The 14,491-nt window shown below is 73.7% G+C and carries 16 protein-coding genes; 9 read left to right on the forward strand and 7 right to left on the reverse strand.

Annotation, left to right across the window (positions count from 1 at the left end; all coding sequences use genetic code 11):
• Window positions 1-75: 75 nt before the first annotated feature.
• Window positions 76-489 (reverse strand): SRPBCC family protein, encoded by a 414-nt coding sequence (locus ACFW47_RS22260; RefSeq protein ID WP_386288624.1) that lies wholly within the window; start codon window positions 487-489, stop codon window positions 76-78.
• Between the two features lie 168 nt (window positions 490-657).
• On the opposite strand from ACFW47_RS22260, the gene ACFW47_RS22265 reads away from it, so the two are divergent.
• A complete protein-coding gene (locus ACFW47_RS22265) occupies window positions 658-1,842 on the forward strand; it encodes a PP2C family protein-serine/threonine phosphatase (protein WP_386288622.1) in 1,185 nt (394 codons plus the stop codon).
• A 26-nt stretch (window positions 1,843-1,868) separates the two neighbouring features.
• Here the strand turns inward: ACFW47_RS22265 and ACFW47_RS22270 are convergent, their stop codons facing one another.
• Window positions 1,869-2,180, reverse strand: a complete 312-nt coding sequence (locus tag ACFW47_RS22270; protein WP_386288620.1) for a hypothetical protein — start codon at window positions 2,178-2,180, stop codon at window positions 1,869-1,871.
• A 136-nt stretch (window positions 2,181-2,316) separates the two neighbouring features.
• On the opposite strand from ACFW47_RS22270, the gene ACFW47_RS22275 reads away from it, so the two are divergent.
• The 3 genes from ACFW47_RS22275 to ACFW47_RS22285 are packed head-to-tail and all read left to right on the forward strand — an operon-like array spanning window position 2,317 to window position 4,084.
• Window positions 2,317-3,039, forward strand: coding sequence for a nucleotidyltransferase family protein (locus tag ACFW47_RS22275; RefSeq protein ID WP_386288619.1), 723 nt, complete (start codon window positions 2,317-2,319; stop codon window positions 3,037-3,039).
• On the forward strand, window positions 3,036-3,359 hold the full coding sequence (locus tag ACFW47_RS22280) for a BON domain-containing protein (RefSeq protein WP_386288617.1): 324 nt from the start codon (window positions 3,036-3,038) through the stop codon (window positions 3,357-3,359). Before ACFW47_RS22275 ends, ACFW47_RS22280 begins: the two co-directional genes overlap by 4 nt.
• The gene (locus ACFW47_RS22285; RefSeq protein ID WP_386288615.1) at window positions 3,359-4,084 is read left to right on the forward strand and encodes a metallophosphoesterase; all 726 of its coding nucleotides are present in this window, start codon (window positions 3,359-3,361) and stop codon (window positions 4,082-4,084) included. The genes ACFW47_RS22280 and ACFW47_RS22285 overlap by 1 nt, the downstream gene beginning before the upstream one ends.
• 34 nt (window positions 4,085-4,118) lie before the next feature.
• Here the strand turns inward: ACFW47_RS22285 and ACFW47_RS22290 are convergent, their stop codons facing one another.
• On the reverse strand, window positions 4,119-4,757 hold the full coding sequence (locus ACFW47_RS22290) for a GNAT family N-acetyltransferase (protein ID WP_386306819.1): 639 nt from the start codon (window positions 4,755-4,757) through the stop codon (window positions 4,119-4,121).
• Window positions 4,758-4,866: 109 nt separating this feature from the next.
• Here ACFW47_RS22290 and ACFW47_RS22295 point away from each other — a divergent pair, with 109 nt between their 5' ends.
• The 4 genes from ACFW47_RS22295 (at window position 4,867) to ACFW47_RS22310 (ending at window position 9,183) form a co-directional block, all read left to right on the forward strand.
• Window positions 4,867-7,356, forward strand: coding sequence for a molybdopterin oxidoreductase family protein (locus ACFW47_RS22295; RefSeq protein WP_386306786.1), 2,490 nt, complete (start codon window positions 4,867-4,869; stop codon window positions 7,354-7,356).
• Complete coding sequence (locus ACFW47_RS22300; RefSeq protein ID WP_386306787.1) at window positions 7,353-7,844, forward strand: hypothetical protein; 492 nt, start codon at window positions 7,353-7,355, stop codon at window positions 7,842-7,844. Before ACFW47_RS22295 ends, ACFW47_RS22300 begins: the two co-directional genes overlap by 4 nt.
• A 154-nt stretch (window positions 7,845-7,998) precedes the next feature.
• A complete protein-coding gene (locus ACFW47_RS22305; protein WP_386288609.1) occupies window positions 7,999-8,544 on the forward strand; it encodes a DoxX family protein in 546 nt (181 codons plus the stop codon).
• A 75-nt stretch (window positions 8,545-8,619) separates the two neighbouring features.
• The gene (locus ACFW47_RS22310) at window positions 8,620-9,183 is read left to right on the forward strand and encodes a hemerythrin domain-containing protein (protein ID WP_386288607.1); all 564 of its coding nucleotides are present in this window, start codon (window positions 8,620-8,622) and stop codon (window positions 9,181-9,183) included.
• A 61-nt stretch (window positions 9,184-9,244) separates the two neighbouring features.
• On the opposite strand, the gene ACFW47_RS22315 is transcribed toward ACFW47_RS22310, so the two are convergent.
• Together ACFW47_RS22315 and ACFW47_RS22320 are read right to left on the reverse strand one after the other, a co-directional pair.
• Window positions 9,245-10,015, reverse strand: coding sequence for a glycosyltransferase family 9 protein (locus tag ACFW47_RS22315; RefSeq protein WP_386306789.1), 771 nt, complete (start codon window positions 10,013-10,015; stop codon window positions 9,245-9,247).
• Window positions 10,012-11,013, reverse strand: a complete 1,002-nt coding sequence (locus ACFW47_RS22320) for an NAD-dependent epimerase/dehydratase family protein (protein WP_386306790.1) — start codon at window positions 11,011-11,013, stop codon at window positions 10,012-10,014. Before ACFW47_RS22320 ends, ACFW47_RS22315 begins: the two co-directional genes overlap by 4 nt.
• A gap of 454 nt (window positions 11,014-11,467) precedes the next feature.
• Here ACFW47_RS22320 and ACFW47_RS22325 point away from each other — a divergent pair, with 454 nt between their 5' ends.
• Window positions 11,468-12,700 carry an MFS transporter gene (locus tag ACFW47_RS22325; protein WP_386288603.1) on the forward strand — a complete coding sequence of 411 codons (1,233 nt, stop codon included), beginning with the start codon at window positions 11,468-11,470 and terminating at the stop codon, window positions 12,698-12,700.
• 313 nt (window positions 12,701-13,013) lie between these two features.
• On the opposite strand, the gene ACFW47_RS22330 is transcribed toward ACFW47_RS22325, so the two are convergent.
• Together ACFW47_RS22330 and ACFW47_RS22335 are read right to left on the reverse strand one after the other, a co-directional pair.
• The gene (locus tag ACFW47_RS22330; protein ID WP_386288602.1) at window positions 13,014-13,529 is read right to left on the reverse strand and encodes a hypothetical protein; all 516 of its coding nucleotides are present in this window, start codon (window positions 13,527-13,529) and stop codon (window positions 13,014-13,016) included.
• A 148-nt stretch (window positions 13,530-13,677) separates the two neighbouring features.
• Complete coding sequence (locus tag ACFW47_RS22335) at window positions 13,678-14,451, reverse strand: maleylpyruvate isomerase family mycothiol-dependent enzyme (protein WP_386288600.1); 774 nt, start codon at window positions 14,449-14,451, stop codon at window positions 13,678-13,680.
• Between the last annotated feature and the right edge of the window lie 40 nt (window positions 14,452-14,491).

Consider the following 14,491-nt stretch of genomic DNA (forward strand, 5'->3'; position numbering starts at 1 on the left):
TGTCGCGGCGGGTCGCCGGGACCGCGGTCACGGCGAGGGGGTACCACCCGGCGCGACCGCCACGGGGCGACCTCGTCAGCCGGCCGCGTTGTCGGCCCGCATCCGTACCTGCTCCTCCAGGCGCCGCAGGCTGCCGTCCAGGGCCTCGGCCACCGCGGGCTGCCCCGGGTCATGGGTCTCGTCGAAGAACGACAGGTGCACCGTCACCTCGCTGGCCCCGCTGTCCAGTCCGGCGACCTGCAGCCAGCCGGCGTAGCTGCCCTGGTCGCGGGTGCCCCACTCGAGCCGCATCTGCTCGGGCCGGGCGCTCAGCAGCGCGGAGGTGTCCTGATCGGTGCGGTCCTCGTGCACGGTGACGGCGGGCGGTTCCTCCGGCTCCACGTGCAGGTCCCGGGGCAGCCACGTGTCGAGCTGTCCGACGTTCGCGGCCTGGTCGAAGACCTGTTCCGGCTGGGCCGGCATGGTGCGGGAACGCTCGTACTCGGTCATGTGGCACCACTCCTCGGCTCTCGGGGGCCTACGAGGAGACGCGTGCCCCCTCTGCCCCGGCCGAAGCGCTCCGCGGGTGACCGGCCCGGCGGGCGGGGCGGGGCGCGCGGTGCCAGACTGCTGGCAATGTGCCCCGTCCCGGCGGGTCTGTCGACGAGGGGAGACGAGGTGTCGACGTCAGAGGCGAGCGAGGAACTCCTGCAGGAGTTCCTCGCCGATCCGGCCCATCTGACACTGGACCTGGCCACCGCCGTGAGCCGTTGCACCGAGGCCCTGGACCTCCAGCACGCAGTGGTCTACCTCGTCGACCTGCAGCAGCGGCACCTCGTGCCGCAGACCGACGTGGCACCCGTCCTCCCCGTCGACGGCTCGCTGGCCGGCTGGGCCTACCGGACGCAGGCGCTGCGCGTCGAGGAGTCCGAGACCGGCGGCGTCACGGCGTGGCTGCCCCTGCTCGACGGTGCCGAACGGCTCGGCGTCCTGGGGGTGCACACACCGGCGCTCACCACCGCCACGCTGGTCCGGAGCCGGGCGCTGGCCTCGCTGCTGGCCATGATGATCACGTCGAAGAGGGCCTTCGAGGACTCGTTCGTCCGGCACACCCGTACCGAGCGGATGCACCTCACCTCCGAGCTGCTCCGTGCCTTCCTGCCGCCCCGCACCATCGGCAACTCGCACGTGGTGTCGACGGCGGTGCTGGAACCCGCGTACGAACTCGGGGGCGACGCCTTCGACCACTCGCTCACCCAGACGAAGCTGCACGTGTCGGTCATCGACGCCATGGGACACGACCTCGCCTCCGGACTGACCAGCGCGGTGGCACTGGCCGCCTGCCGCAACGCCCGGCGCAACGGGGCCGATCTGCCCACCCTCGTGCGCTGCGTCGACGAGGCGCTGGCCGGGTGGCTGCCGGAGCAGTACTGCACCGCGGTCCTCGCCCAGCTGGAGTACGAGACCGGACTGCTGCGGTGGAGCAACTGCGGTCACCCCGCGCCGCTGCTCATCCGCGGCGACCAGCTGATCGTCGACGCCCTGGAGCGGGAGGCCGACCCGCCGATGGGCGCGCCGGCCCAGTTGTCCACCGAGCCGCGCCGGACGCACGAGGTGCGGCTGGAGCCCGGTGACCGGGTCCTGCTGTACACCGACGGGATCACCGAGGCGCGCACCCGGGAGGAGAAGCTGTTCGGGCTCGAGCGGTTCGCGGACTACGTCATCCGGGCCACGGCCGGCGGCGAGCTGGCCCCGGAGACGCTGCGGCGGCTGATCCACTCGATTCTGGACTCGCAGTCCGGCGGGCAGCTGCGGGACGACGCGACGATCCTGATGTTCGAATGGCGGCCGCCGGCCCGCTGACGTGATTCGGGGCGTCGGCCGGGGCGTCAGAGCCGGTGCCCCCGCGCCCGCAGCCAGTCGTGCACGGTGTCCTTGTCGGCCGGGGTGATCCGGACGGGACCTTCGACGTAGGGGCCCTCGTCCTGCGTGAACCCGGTGTCCGTGATCCTCGCCGTGACCCATGTGGCCAGGTCCTGGGCGGCCCGCTCGGACAGCGCGCCCCGTTCCCAGCCCGCGCGGGCCTCACGGGCCGCGGCGCGGTCGTGGCGTTCGGTCTCCTCGAGCCACGCCGCCACCAGCCGTTCCACGGTCCGCCGGTCGTCGGATGCGGTCCGCCGCTGCGTCTGATCGTCGTTCATGCCGCCCGGGTGCCCCCGATCGCCCCGCCGCCACAGCTCCGGGGACGGCCGTCGTGTCGGCGGTGGCGCGCAGGGTACCCGCCCAGCCAGAGGACGACCGGTCCGCGACAGGCAGCAGCCCGGAGAGGGGACAGCGATGACGCAGCCCGCCGACGATCACGCTCTCGACCAGCGCGCCGGCGTTTCCGAGCTCCGTCCGACGGTGGGGGACCCCGGGCCCGTCCCCCCGCACGAGGTTCGCCGCGAAGACCTTCCGCTCGACCGCAATCAGGCGATCCTCCAGGCGGCCAAGCAGGTGGGCGCTCTCCTGAAGCGCAACGAGCACCCGTTCGCGCTGGCCGGCAGCGTCGCCGTCTACGCGCACGGCGGTACCCAGAACCTCCAGCACGACGTCGACTTCTGCATCCGTCCCGACGACGCGACGGCCGTGGCCGAGACCCTGCGGGAGGCCGGTCTGACGGTGTACACGCCGCCCGAGGACTGGCTGCTGAAGGCGGAGTGCCTGGGCCAGCAGGTCGACCTCATCTTCGAGCTGGCCCACGAGCCCGTGACGACGGAGCTGCTGTCCCGGGCCGAAGACCTGTCGGTCGACTCGGTGCTCATGCCGGTGCTGGCACCGACCGACCTGCTGCGCGGTCTGCTGGCGGCCTTCTCCGAGCACCACTGCGACTTCGGTGCGGTGCTGCCGATCGCCCGCACCCTGCGGGAGAAGATCGACTGGGACGAGTTGCGCCGCGACTGCGGCGACGCCCCGATGCCTGCCGCGTTCTTCTTCATCCTCGAACGGCTGGAGATCATCTCCCCGGCCGGTTCCCCGGCCGCCCCCGCGGCCAACGCCCCGAAGGAGGAACAGCGATGAGCGACCCCGTCGGACACCAGGGCCCCGCGGCGAGCGGCCCCGCCTCCGGGGGCAGAAGCGCCGGAAACGCGGGGAGCACCGAGAACGTCGAGTACCGCGTGGCCCACCTGCACGACCGGCTCGCCGCCGAGGAACTCGGTGAACTCGGCGTACGGGCCGAGATCCGGGCGGGGGCGATCGCGCTCACCGGCACGGTGCCCTCGGCGCGGTGCCGCGAGAGCGTGCTGCGGATCGCCCGCGAGGAGCTGGCCGGACTCACCGTGCACACCGACATCGTGGTGGCGGAGACCACCCGTCCCGACCACGCGGAGGAGCTGTGATGATCCGCGTCGCCGCCGTCGGGGACATTCACATGGGACCCGACAGCGAGGGGCTGCTGCGGCCCGCCTTCGAGACCCTGCCCGACTGTGCCGACCTGCTGCTGCTCGCCGGGGACCTCACCCGGCACGGCACCCCCGAGGAGGCCCGGGTGGTGGCGCGGGAGGTGCGTGGGCTGCCGGTGCCGGTGGTGGCCGTCCTCGGCAACCACGACCACCACGACGAACAGCCCGAGAAGGTCACCGACATCCTCCGGGACGCCGAAGTGACCGTCCTGGAGGGCGAGGGGACCGTCGTGGAGTGCGCCGGGGGCCGGGTGGGGATCGCCGGGACCAAGGGGTTCGGCGGCGGGTTCGTCGGGCGCAGCGCCGGCGAGTTCGGGGAGCCGGTGATGAAGGAGTTCGTGCGCACCACCCGCCGCTCGGCGGACAGTCTGCACGCCGCGCTGAAGGAACTGGACGACGAGGGCTGTGCGGCCCGGGTGGCGCTGACCCACTTCTCCCCCGTCGCCGACACGCTCGCCGGGGAGCCGCTGGAGATCCATCCCTTCCTCGGCAGCTACCTGCTCGCCGAGGCGATCGACACGGCCGGCGCCGACCTGGCCGTCCACGGCCACGCCCACCTGGGCACCGAGCACGGGATGACGGCGGGCGGCGTACGGGTGCGCAACGTGGCCCAGCCGGTCATCCGCCGGGCCTTCAACGTCTACCGGCTGGGCTCGGCCTGACGACGTGCCCCGGCCCCGTCGCCGCCGTCCCTCGTCAGGGCTGTTCCGGGTCCTGCGTCGTACGTCCGAGACAGGTGACGTCGGCGGGGTCCAGGCCGGCCGCCTCGATCACGTGGAAGCCCAGACGGTCGTAGAAGGCCCTGGCGGGTGTGTTGGCGGTGGCCATGACCAAGTGGACGGCCGGGACGCCGCGCTCGCGCAGCGCCCGCCAGAACGTCCGCATCAGCGCCCGGCCGTGGCCGCGGCCCTGCCACTCGGGCAGCAGGTCGATGTGCAGGTGGGCCGGGTAGGCGGCGAGTTCGGGGACGATCATCCGCTCCGGGTCGTGCAGCAGCCCGGCCATCACCTCGTCCGGTGTGCCGGGCGCGCCCGCGGGCGCCGGGTAGCGGTCCGCGACGCGCGGCAGCCACTTGGCGCGGAACTCCTCGGCGAAGCGCGGGGTGTCCGCCGTGCCGAGGATGTAGCCGACCGCACGGCCGTTCCCGTCGTCCAGCACGAAGGCCAGGTCCGGGTCCAGGTGGACGTAGGGAGCGGCGAAGATCGCGGGCAGGACGGCGGGGTCGGCGTACACGGGCCGGCTGTCCCGGCCGTTGTGCGCGGTGCGGATGCAGATGTCGTCGAGGGCCGGGGCGTCGGCGGGACGGTACGGGCGTACGGCGGCAGTCGGGGTCACCACGGCATCCTCCCCTCCTGGGAGCGCTCCCACAAGTGGTTCGCTTCGATCGCGGAGGCCCGGGTACCCGGCGGCCGGCAATGTGGCCGACGTTGGCGGGAGGCCGGCGATGGAGGATGCGACGGACCGGATCGCGCGGCCGTGGGGCGGCAGGACGCCCTACGGGCGGCACCAGACCTGGCCGTCCCGGGTGGACACGTTCCTCGCCGAGGGGGTGGAACCCTCGGCGGTGCAGCGGTGGGTGCAGTCGGCGTCGATCCTCCACTCCGACGGCGACGCCATGGACATCGCGGTCGCCGACGGCCGGATGGTGGGCGTGCGGGGCCGCGACGTGGACCGGGTCAACCGGGGGCGCCTCGGCCCGAAGGACCTGTTCGGGTGGCAGGCGAACGCCTCGAAGGACCGGCTGACCCGGCCACTGGTACGGCGCGACGGACGGCTGGTGGAGACGGACTGGGACACCGCGATGGACCTGGTGGCCGCCCGCTCCCGGGAGCTGCTCGACGAGCGTGGCCCGGGGTCGATCGGCTTCTACACCTCGGGCCAGCTGTTCCTGGAGGAGTACTACACCCTCACGGTCCTGGCCCGGGCCGGCATCGGCACCAACCACCTGGACGGCAACACCCGCCTGTGCACGTCGACGGCGGCGGAGGCGCTGAAGGAGACCTTCGGCTGCGACGGACAGCCCGGCAGCTACGACGACTTCGACCACGCCGACGTGATCGCGCTGTACGGCCACAACATCGCCGAGACCCAGCCCGTGCAGTGGATGCGGCTGCTGGACCGGCTGGAGGGGGCCGACCCGCCGCGCCTGCTGTGCGTCGACCCCCGGCCCACGAAGGTCGCCCGGCACGCCACCGTGCACCTCGCGCCCCGGGGCGGCACCAACGTCGCACTGCTCAACGCCCTGCTGCACGAGACGATCCGGCACGACCGCGTCGACCGGGACTTCATCGCCGCGCACACCGTCGGCTTCGAGGAGCTGGCCGAGCGGGTCGCCGACTGCACACCCGAGTGGGCGGCGGAGATCTGCGACGTGCCGGCCGCCCGGATCGAGGAGGCGGCCGAACTCGTCGGCACCACCGACGCGTTGGTCTCCACCGTCCTCCAGGGCGTCTACCAGTCCCACCAGGCCACCGCGGCGGCGGTCCAGATCAACAACCTGCACCTGATCCGCGGCATGCTGGGCCGGCGGGGTGCCGGCCTGCTGCAGATGAACGGCCAGCCCACCGCCCAGAACACCCGCGAGTGCGGCGCCAACGGCGACCTGCCGGGCTTCCGCAACTGGCAGAACGACTCCCACGTCGCCGACCTCGCGAAGGTGTGGAACGTCGAGCCGGAGACGATCCCGCACTACGCACCGCCCACGCACGCGATGCAGATGTACCGGTACGCCGAGCAGGGCTCGATCCGGATGCTGTGGATCAGCGGCACCAACCCCGCGGTGTCCCTGCCCGAACTCTCCCGCATCCGCTCGATCCTGACGCAGAAACGCCTGTTCACGGTCGTGCAGGACCTGTTCCTGACGGAGACGGCGCAGCTGGCCGACGTGGTGCTGCCCGCCGCCACCTGGGGCGAGAAGACCGGCGCCCTGACCAACGCCGACCGCACGGTGCACCTGTCCGAGAAGGCCGTCGAACCCCCCGGTGAGGCCAGACCGGACCTCGACATCTTCCTGGACTACGCCCGGCGCATGGACTTCCGGGACAAGGACGGCGGTCCGCTGATCACCTGGGACGACCCCGAGTCGGCGTTCGAGGCGTGGAAGCGGTGCAGCGCGGGCCGCCCCTGCGACTACACCGGCCTCACCTACGACAGGCTCCGCGACACCAGCGGCATCCAGTGGCCCTGCGACGAGGACGCGCCCGAGGGCACCGCCCGGCTCTACACCGACGGCATCAGCTGGGCGCACCCGGACCTGTGCGAGAGCTACGGCAAGGACCTGGAGACCGGGGCGTCGCAGGAGGTCGTCGAGTACCGCTCCCTCAACCCGGACGGCAAGGCGGTGCTGAAGGCCGCCGCCTATCTGCCGCCGCACGAGGAGCCGGACGAGGAGTACCCGTTCCAGCTCACCACGGGCCGTACCGTCTACCACTTCCACACCCGCACGAAGACCGGACGCGCGCCCCAGCTCCGCGACGCCGCCCCGGACGTGTGGGTGGAGATCTCCACCGAGGACGCCGACCGGCTCGGCCTCGCCGAGGGCGATCTGGTCGAGGTCGCGAGCAGGCGGGGCGCGCTGCGCGGCCGGCTGCGGGTGACCGGCATCCGGCGGGGGCTGCTGTTCGTGCCGTTCCACTACGGCTACTGGGACACCGAGAGCGGCTCGGGGCCGGGCCCCGACACCCCCGGACGGGCGGCGAACGAGACGACGGTCACCGACTGGGACCCGGCCTCCAAGCAGCCCCTGTTCAAGACGTCCACGGCGTCGCTCACCCTCGTCGAACGCGGCGACGGCAGCCCCTCCCCGGCGCCGACCACCACCGCGTCGGCACCCGCCACCGCCGGCGCCGCCCGCCCCACCGAGGGCGGCGAGGCCGCGCACACGACACAGGAGCCGACCCGGTTCCCGCACGGCCGTGAGGAGGGGGCCCAGTGAACGGCATCACCCTGACCCTGCGCACGCTGCACCGCGGCGAGCGGCACCTGGCGCACGACCTGGTGACGGTGGCCGAGCGGCACCGCACCGAGCACGAGGTCCACCACGTCGCCACCGACCTCGCCGGCTGGTCCCGCGAGCACGTCCGGCGCCTGGCGGAGGTGGCCGCGCACCGCGACGTGAAGCTCGGCGACCCTCCGGACACCTCCCCGGACGGCCTGTTCGCGACGCTGCGCAAGAAGGCGTCGGAGGCGGTGGTGCACCGGTCCGAGCCCGGCCTGCTGCTCCTGCGCGACCTGCGCGAGCTGCACGTGGCCGCCGCGGAGAACTCGCTGCACTGGGAGATGCTCGCGCAGGCGGCGCAGGCTTCCCGGAACAGCGAACTGCTGGGGCTCGCCTCCGCCTGCCACCCGCAGACACTCCGCCAGATGCGCTGGACCAACACCATGATCAAGAACCTGTCGCCGCAGCTCCTGAACAGCCTGTGACCTGCACGGACACCAGGTTGCACGCCACCGGCGAGCGTCCGTCCCGCACCGCCCGCCGAATGGCGCCCACCGGTCCCGTCATTCGATGATCCCAGTAGTCGTCACCCCTCTGTCACTGCTCAGGTAACCCTCTTGGAGAGAGCGAGAGAGCGTCATGAGTCTTCTGCGTATCGCCGGCCGCCCGATGCTCGCCTCGATGTTCGTCGCGGGCGGTCTGCAGTCCCTGCGCCGGCCCGAGGACGTGGCACCGGCCGCCGAGCCGATCGTGCGGCCGCTGACCGACCGCGTGTCGGTGCTGCCGGACCGCACCGAACAACTCGTACGGCTCAACGGCGCCGTCCACGTCGTGGGCGGGGTCATGCTCGGGCTCGGCCGCTGTCCGCGCCTGGCCGCACTGGCCCTGGCGGCGACGCTGGTCCCCACCACCCTGGCGGCACACCGCTACTGGGACGCGGACGACCCGTCCGACCGCACCCAGCAGCGCATCCACTTCCTGAAGAACCTGTCCATGATGGGCGGGCTGCTGATCGCGGCCGACGACACGGGCAGCGCGCCCTCGCTGCTGTGGCGCGGCCGGCACGCCGCCCAGGATCTGCGCCACGACGCCCACCTGGTACGGCGTTCGGTCCGTGCCGCGGCGCGCCCGGCGGCGACGGCGGGTGGCCTCAGGGCGAAGCTGGGCGTCCGAACCGGGCGTTAGCCCACCGAACGAGGGGGGACTCGACGCCCGTGGCGGGTCGGACCCGGCACGCCACGAGCCGGCTGGAGGTGAAGCATGGGACACGGTGGAAACGTCATCGACGAATTGACGACCGATCACCGTGAGGTCGAGGAGCTCTTCGGCAAGATCGAAGCGCTGCCGTCCGGTCACAAGGACCGCAAGCTGTACGCGGATCAGGCGACGATCGAGCTGATCCGGCATTCGGTGGCAGAGGAGGCCTATCTCTACCCCGCCGTCCGCGAGCACGTGGCGAACGGGAACGCCCTCGCGGACAAGGAACTCGAGGACCACGCGGGCGCCGAGCAGATCATGAAGGACCTGGAGGGCTGCGCGGCGGACGACGCGGAGTTCGACCGGTTGATCGGCATGCTGATGAGTGAGATCCGCGAGCACGTCGCCGACGAGGAGGGCAACCTCTTCCCCCGGCTCCGCGAGGCGTGCCCTGCGGACGCCCTGAACGAGCTGGGCGACAAGGTCCGGCAGGCCAAGAAGACGGCGCCGACCCGGCCGCACCCGTCCGCCCCGGACAAGCCGCCGATGAACAAGCTGCTGGCGCCCGGCGCGGGAATGGTCGACCGGGTGCGTGACGCCATGTCGGGCCGGGGCAAGCGCGGCTGAACCGTCACCACCACCCACGAGGGGCCCGTCGCCGTGGCGACGGGCCCCTCGTGCGCGCGGGTCAGTGACCCAGCAGCGCCCGCACGGAGACGACGGGGGTACCGACTGCCGCGGCCAGCCGAGCAGGTCCCCCCGACCCGGTGACGAGAGCGTCGGCGGCACGCAGCACACCCGCGAACGTCCGCGGGTCGGTACGTCCGCCCAGGTCGACGCCCGTCTCACCGGCGGCCCGGCGGGTCAGTGCGGCCTCCTCCGGCCCGCCGGTCACGACGACGCGGTGCCCGGCGTCGGCGAGCCGGGCGACCGCCGCCGCACCGCGTCCGGCCTCCCAGGCACGGCCGGGGTCCCCCGCCCCCGGGTGGACGACGACGTAGGGGCCGTTCCCGGTGAGACCGGCGGTGTCCGGCGCCGGCCGCACGCGGAGCCCGCCGTCGTCGCCGCGGCGCAGCCCGAACCCCATCGCCGCGGCCGCGTCGAGCGCCGCCTCTTCCTCGGGCAGACCGCTCGGTCCCGCGACGGCGCCGATCCGCCGGACGCGCGCCGAGCGCAGCAGCCCCTCCGCAGGGGAGAGCTCCGGCGATCCGGGAGCGAGGACGAGCGCGACGTCGTACGACTCCGCGCGCAGCCGGCTCACCAGGCCGTCGGTGCCGTCGCCGCCCGGCCGCCCCCACACCACGACGTCGTCGACGTGCGGCAGCAGCCGGGCGGCGGGCGCTCCACGGGCCCCGCACAGCATGGTCACGCGGGTGGCCCGGGTGGCCACCGCGCGGACCGCCGGGCCGGCCAGGAGGACATCACCGAGTCCGCCGGGGCGGGCGACGAGCGCCTTCACGCCCACCACTCCCCCGCGCGCTCGGCCGGCGCCGCCGGGACCGGATCGGTCCGCTCCGCGAAGGAGGCGACGGTGCGTTCCAGGCCCTCGCGCCAGGTCACGCTCGGCAGCCAGCCGAAGATCTCGCGGGCGAAACCGGTGACCGGCCGGGCCTCGTCCGGCACCGTTCCCTCGACGAACACCAGCGGCGAGCCGGATCCGGTCAGTTCGATCACCCGGCGGGCGATCTCCACCACCGTGGGCTCCTCGTCGCCACCGATGTCCACGGGCCGTACCGACCGCCCGGCCGCGACCAGCAGCACACCGTCGACCATGTCGTCGACGTAGCACAGCGGACGGGTCCGGTTGCCGTCCCCGGTGACGGTGACGGGCCGGCCGGCCAGGGCCTGCTCGATGAAGGCGCCGGGCGTGTCCCGTTCGTCCGTCCGCATGCCGGGACCGTAGCCGGTGAAGAGCCGGACGATCCCGGCGTTCGAGCCGTGGGCGGCCGCGTGCGCGGCGACCAGTGCCTCGGAGAACCGGACGGCCTCGGCACGGGCGGTGTGCGGACCGACCGGGTCGGCACCGTCACCGGCGGACAGCGGGGGCGAGGAGGCCAGCAGGAACCGGGCGCCGTCCCGCTCCGCGACGGCCAGCGCGGCCCGGGTCCCGAGGCTGCCGGTGTCGAGGATCTCCACGGACCGCTCGGACCAGGACGCCGGGGAAACCCCCGGTCCCGCCAGGTGCAGAACAAGGTCGTAGGGGCCGGTGAGCAGCTCGGCGCACCCGTCCCCCGAGACGTCACGCTCCAGAAAGCGGAAGCCGGGACGGCCCGCGAGGTGGGCCACCTTCTCGGCCCGCCCGGTGGAGAGGTTGTCGAGACAGTCGACTTCGACCCCCGAATCGAGCAGGCGGGTGCACAGATGGGACCCGAGGAACCCCGCACCGCCGGTGACCAGGGCCCGGTGCCAGGGCGGCCGGGCCTCCTCCCACGGGCTGAATGCCGCCGTCGGCATCATGAGGACGACCTTCCTTCCTCCGCGAAGCGCTGACGAGCGCGCCCCGGGTGCCCCACCGAGTAGCTTTCATGCTCTGACGCCTGCCGCGGCCCCTCCCGTACGGTCCGGACCCTGTGGTCCCCGCCACGCCGCACCGACCACCCGGCCGGCAGGCGACGCCGCTGTGATCAAGCCCACTCGACTCACCAAGTACTGTCCGGGCCACCGGACTTCGTTCCGCGCCACCCGGCCGCGGAGGGCGCGCCGGCGAGGACTGTCCGGTCCCTTCTGCCACGATGGTCGGCGCCGTATCCGGCTCAGTGGAGTGGCCGCGCAGCGCAGCCGGGCTTCTCACTCCCCTCCCGTACCCCTTCCGGGCCCCCCGGCCGTCTTCGAGTGGCGCACTGTGTCTTCTTCCCCTGCCCCCGCCCCCGCCCCGTCCCGTTCGCCGTGGCGGTCCCTGAGATACCGCAGCATGCGCTGGTGGTCGGTGGCGAACTTCGTCTCGAACGCCGGTACGTGGATGCAGCTCACGGTGCAGAACCTGCTGGTCCTGCAGATCACCGGGTCGGCGGCCGCGACGGGTCTGTCCATGTCCGTCCAGGCGGCGCCGGCGCTGCTGATCAGCGTGTTCGGCGGCGCTGCCGTCGACCGCTGGCCGCGGAAGCTGACCGCCGCGGTCAGCCAGGCGCTGCTCGGCGCCATCGCGTTCGTGACGGCGCTCCTGGTGGCGCTCGACCGGCTGGACGTGACCACCCTGATGGTGCTGGCCGCCGTCACCGGTGTCATCGCCACCGTCGACGGTCCGGCGTGCTCGCTGCTGGGCAACGACCTGGTCCCGGCGGAGGACGTGCCCTCCGCGATCGGCGTGGGCGCGCTGGTCCACCAGGCGGGCCGCCTCACCGGCGCCGCGCTCGCCGGCGTGACCGTCGGTTTCCTGGGCACGGCCGCCGCCTACGCCGCCAACGGCCTGTCGTTCCTGTTCGTCGCCTCGGTCATACCCTTCCTGCGACCGGCCCGGGGCGCGGTCAAGCACGTGGCGACCGCTCGCCGCGACACCATGAGCGTGCGCGAGGGACTGTCCTTCTTCGCCCGTCGTCCCCGGCTGCTGGCGCTGGCCGGGGTCACGGGGGTCAGCGCGGTCTTCGGGCGCAACTACCAGCTGACGCTGGCGGTGCTCGTCACCGGGCCCCTGGCGGGCGGCGCGGGATCGTTCGGCACGGTCTCCACGGTGCTGGCGGCCGGCGGCATCGTCGGCGCGGTCCTGGGCGCCCGGCTGCGGCGGCCCTCCGTGCGGGTCGTGGGCGCGCTGGCCGCGGCGGGCGGGCTGCTGCAGGTGGTGGCGGGTCTGTCGCCGTCGCTGGCCGTCCTCCTGGTGATGGTGCTGCCCATGGCCGTCGTGGAGTCCGTCTCCGACACCGCCGGCACGGCGGTCCTCCAGACCGATCCGCCCGCGCACATGCGGGGCCGGGTGCTCGGGGTGTGGGGCAGCGTCGGCACGGTGTGGAGCCTCGGCGGCCCGCCGGCGCTGGGCCTGCTGATGGAAGTGGCCGGCGCGCGCGGGGCCCTCATCGCGGGCGGCCTCATCATCGCGGGCACGATCGGAGCGGGGCATGTGCTGCACGCCCGCAGGCCCGCGGGGGCGGTGCCCTTGCGGGGCGGCGACACCGAGGCGCCGGCGCGGGCGGCGCTGGGGACGGCGGCGTGACCCTGCGGGGTGCCTCCCCCACTCCCGGCTTCTCCCTCACGCTCGGTTTCGCTCGCGCGGGCCCCCATCACCCTGGGGGCACCTCCCAGGCCGTTAGGCACTGGGGGAGGCCCCAACGCCCGCAGCCGCGCGCTATGGCGCGGCACCGCCCGGTTGCGCACCCCGCACGGCGGGAAGGCCGCGTACGGCGGTAAGGGGACGTGTCGGGGGGTGTCCGCCCACAGCGGTTGGCGCGTCACCACGCACCACGCCCCGCGCTACCCGCACCCCGCCGATCCCGCACAGGCGCCGCAGGCACCCACACCACCACCGGTCACGCAACCAGTGCCTGCCCCGGACCCAGCCGTACGTCGAGTTCGGCGCGGTGCAGTTCGGCCACGGGCGCGACGAGGTCGGGGTGGCGCAGCAACGCCGCCGCCCGCCGGTCGCGGTCGTCGGGGGCCAGCAGGCGGCGGAACTCGACCGGCGTACCGGCCTCGGTCAGCGCGGCCACCGCGCGGGCGGCGAGCCCGGGGTCGGTGAGCAGACAGGCCGCCCAGCTCACGACGACCTCGTCCACCCAGGTCCGCCAGGCCTCCTCCTCCGCGTCCGCACCCCCCGCGCCGTCCGCGCCGGTGATCCAGTCGAGGCGGGCGGAACCTCCCGGACCCGACACGCCCATCAGCCCGACGTCCATCGGCGTCGGGTAGCGCAGTCGGGCGGCCACCGTCACCGCCTGCCGTGCCTGCACCTCGGACAGGGCGCAGGCCAGCGCCCCACCCGTCGCCGGGTAGGCGTGGGTGAGCCACTGGGCGGTCGCCGCGATGACGGGAGAGAGGTCTGCGTGCACTGCCGGGCCGTCCGAACTGCTCGTCGAGGAAAAACGGGGGATCCGCGAAAACCGTAGCCCGCGGTCCGCCGCACGGGACATGGCCCGGCTCTCGTCGACCGCGTGGCCTCGGCCACACCCGATCCCGGCCCCGGAGGCCAGTGGCCGCTCACTGGGTCGCCATGACGACGCAGCGCCGCAGCTCCTCGACCGCCTCGCCGGAGCCCTCGACGACCACTGCGCCGTCCCGGCTCCCGTTCCCGTCCCCTTCCCGGTTCCACAGCCGCCGCAGCACGGCCTCCGGCGGACCGCTCAGCGTCAGGTCGGTCTCGCCGCCCCCGGCACCGTCCGTCACGGTGAACTCCCCCGGGCCGGTCCGCACCCGCCACGCCGCGTCACCGGCGCGCACCAGGACCGTGTGCCCTGGCGAACCGGCGAGGATGTCGGTGAAGTACTCGCCCCACTCGGCGACGGCGTACGCGGTGAAGACCTTCAGCAGTTCGTCGATCCCGTCCACGGCGAGGTCCGCAGGGACGGGTGCGACGGGCTGTCCGGTGGCGAGTTCGGCGTCGACGCGGTGGATGACGGTCTCCTGGGCCATCCGCCGGATCCAGAAGCCGACGCTCTGGTCGGGCCCGTACCAGGCGGCGGCCGCGTCCCCGGGAGCGCGGGTGGCGAACTCGGCGCGCAGCGCGGTGTACCCCCGGTCGAGCAGCACCGTCGGCTCCTCGTCGGCGAACTCCTTCGGGGGCCACGGCTCGGGCTCGGCACCCTCCCGCATGGCCACGGTCTTGTGCAGGTAGACCTCGCCGACGTGGCGGGTCAGGTCGGCGACGGTCCAGCCGGGACAGGTGGGGACCGGTGCGTCGGCGCCGGTTTCCACGACCGCCCGCAGCCGGTCGTAGTCGGCCGCGAGGCAGTCGAGAAGGCGAGTGAACTCCATGCCGGGATACATGCCGCAGAGCCAAGCACACGCTCAGAAC

Origin of the sequence: Streptomyces sp. NPDC058796 (assembly GCF_042745235.1) — a bacterium.
Taxonomy (GTDB): Bacteria; Actinomycetota; Actinomycetes; order Streptomycetales; family Streptomycetaceae; genus Streptomyces.

Coding starts and splice junctions, on each gene's coding strand:
- ACFW47_RS22285 (WP_386288615.1), top strand. CDS start 3,359: ATGATCCGCGTCGCCGCCGTCGGGGACATTCACATGGGACCCGACAGC.
- ACFW47_RS22270 (WP_386288620.1), bottom strand. CDS start 2,180: ATGAACGACGATCAGACGCAGCGGCGGACCGCATCCGACGACCGGCGG.
- ACFW47_RS22310 (WP_386288607.1), top strand. CDS start 8,620: ATGGGACACGGTGGAAACGTCATCGACGAATTGACGACCGATCACCGT.
- ACFW47_RS22260 (WP_386288624.1), bottom strand. CDS start 489: ATGACCGAGTACGAGCGTTCCCGCACCATGCCGGCCCAGCCGGAACAG.
- ACFW47_RS22335 (WP_386288600.1), bottom strand. CDS start 14,451: ATGGAGTTCACTCGCCTTCTCGACTGCCTCGCGGCCGACTACGACCGG.
- ACFW47_RS22275 (WP_386288619.1), top strand. CDS start 2,317: ATGACGCAGCCCGCCGACGATCACGCTCTCGACCAGCGCGCCGGCGTT.
- ACFW47_RS22280 (WP_386288617.1), top strand. CDS start 3,036: ATGAGCGACCCCGTCGGACACCAGGGCCCCGCGGCGAGCGGCCCCGCC.
- ACFW47_RS22305 (WP_386288609.1), top strand. CDS start 7,999: ATGAGTCTTCTGCGTATCGCCGGCCGCCCGATGCTCGCCTCGATGTTC.
- ACFW47_RS22325 (WP_386288603.1), top strand. CDS start 11,468: ATGCGCTGGTGGTCGGTGGCGAACTTCGTCTCGAACGCCGGTACGTGG.
- ACFW47_RS22295 (WP_386306786.1), top strand. CDS start 4,867: ATGGAGGATGCGACGGACCGGATCGCGCGGCCGTGGGGCGGCAGGACG.
- ACFW47_RS22320 (WP_386306790.1), bottom strand. CDS start 11,013: ATGATGCCGACGGCGGCATTCAGCCCGTGGGAGGAGGCCCGGCCGCCC.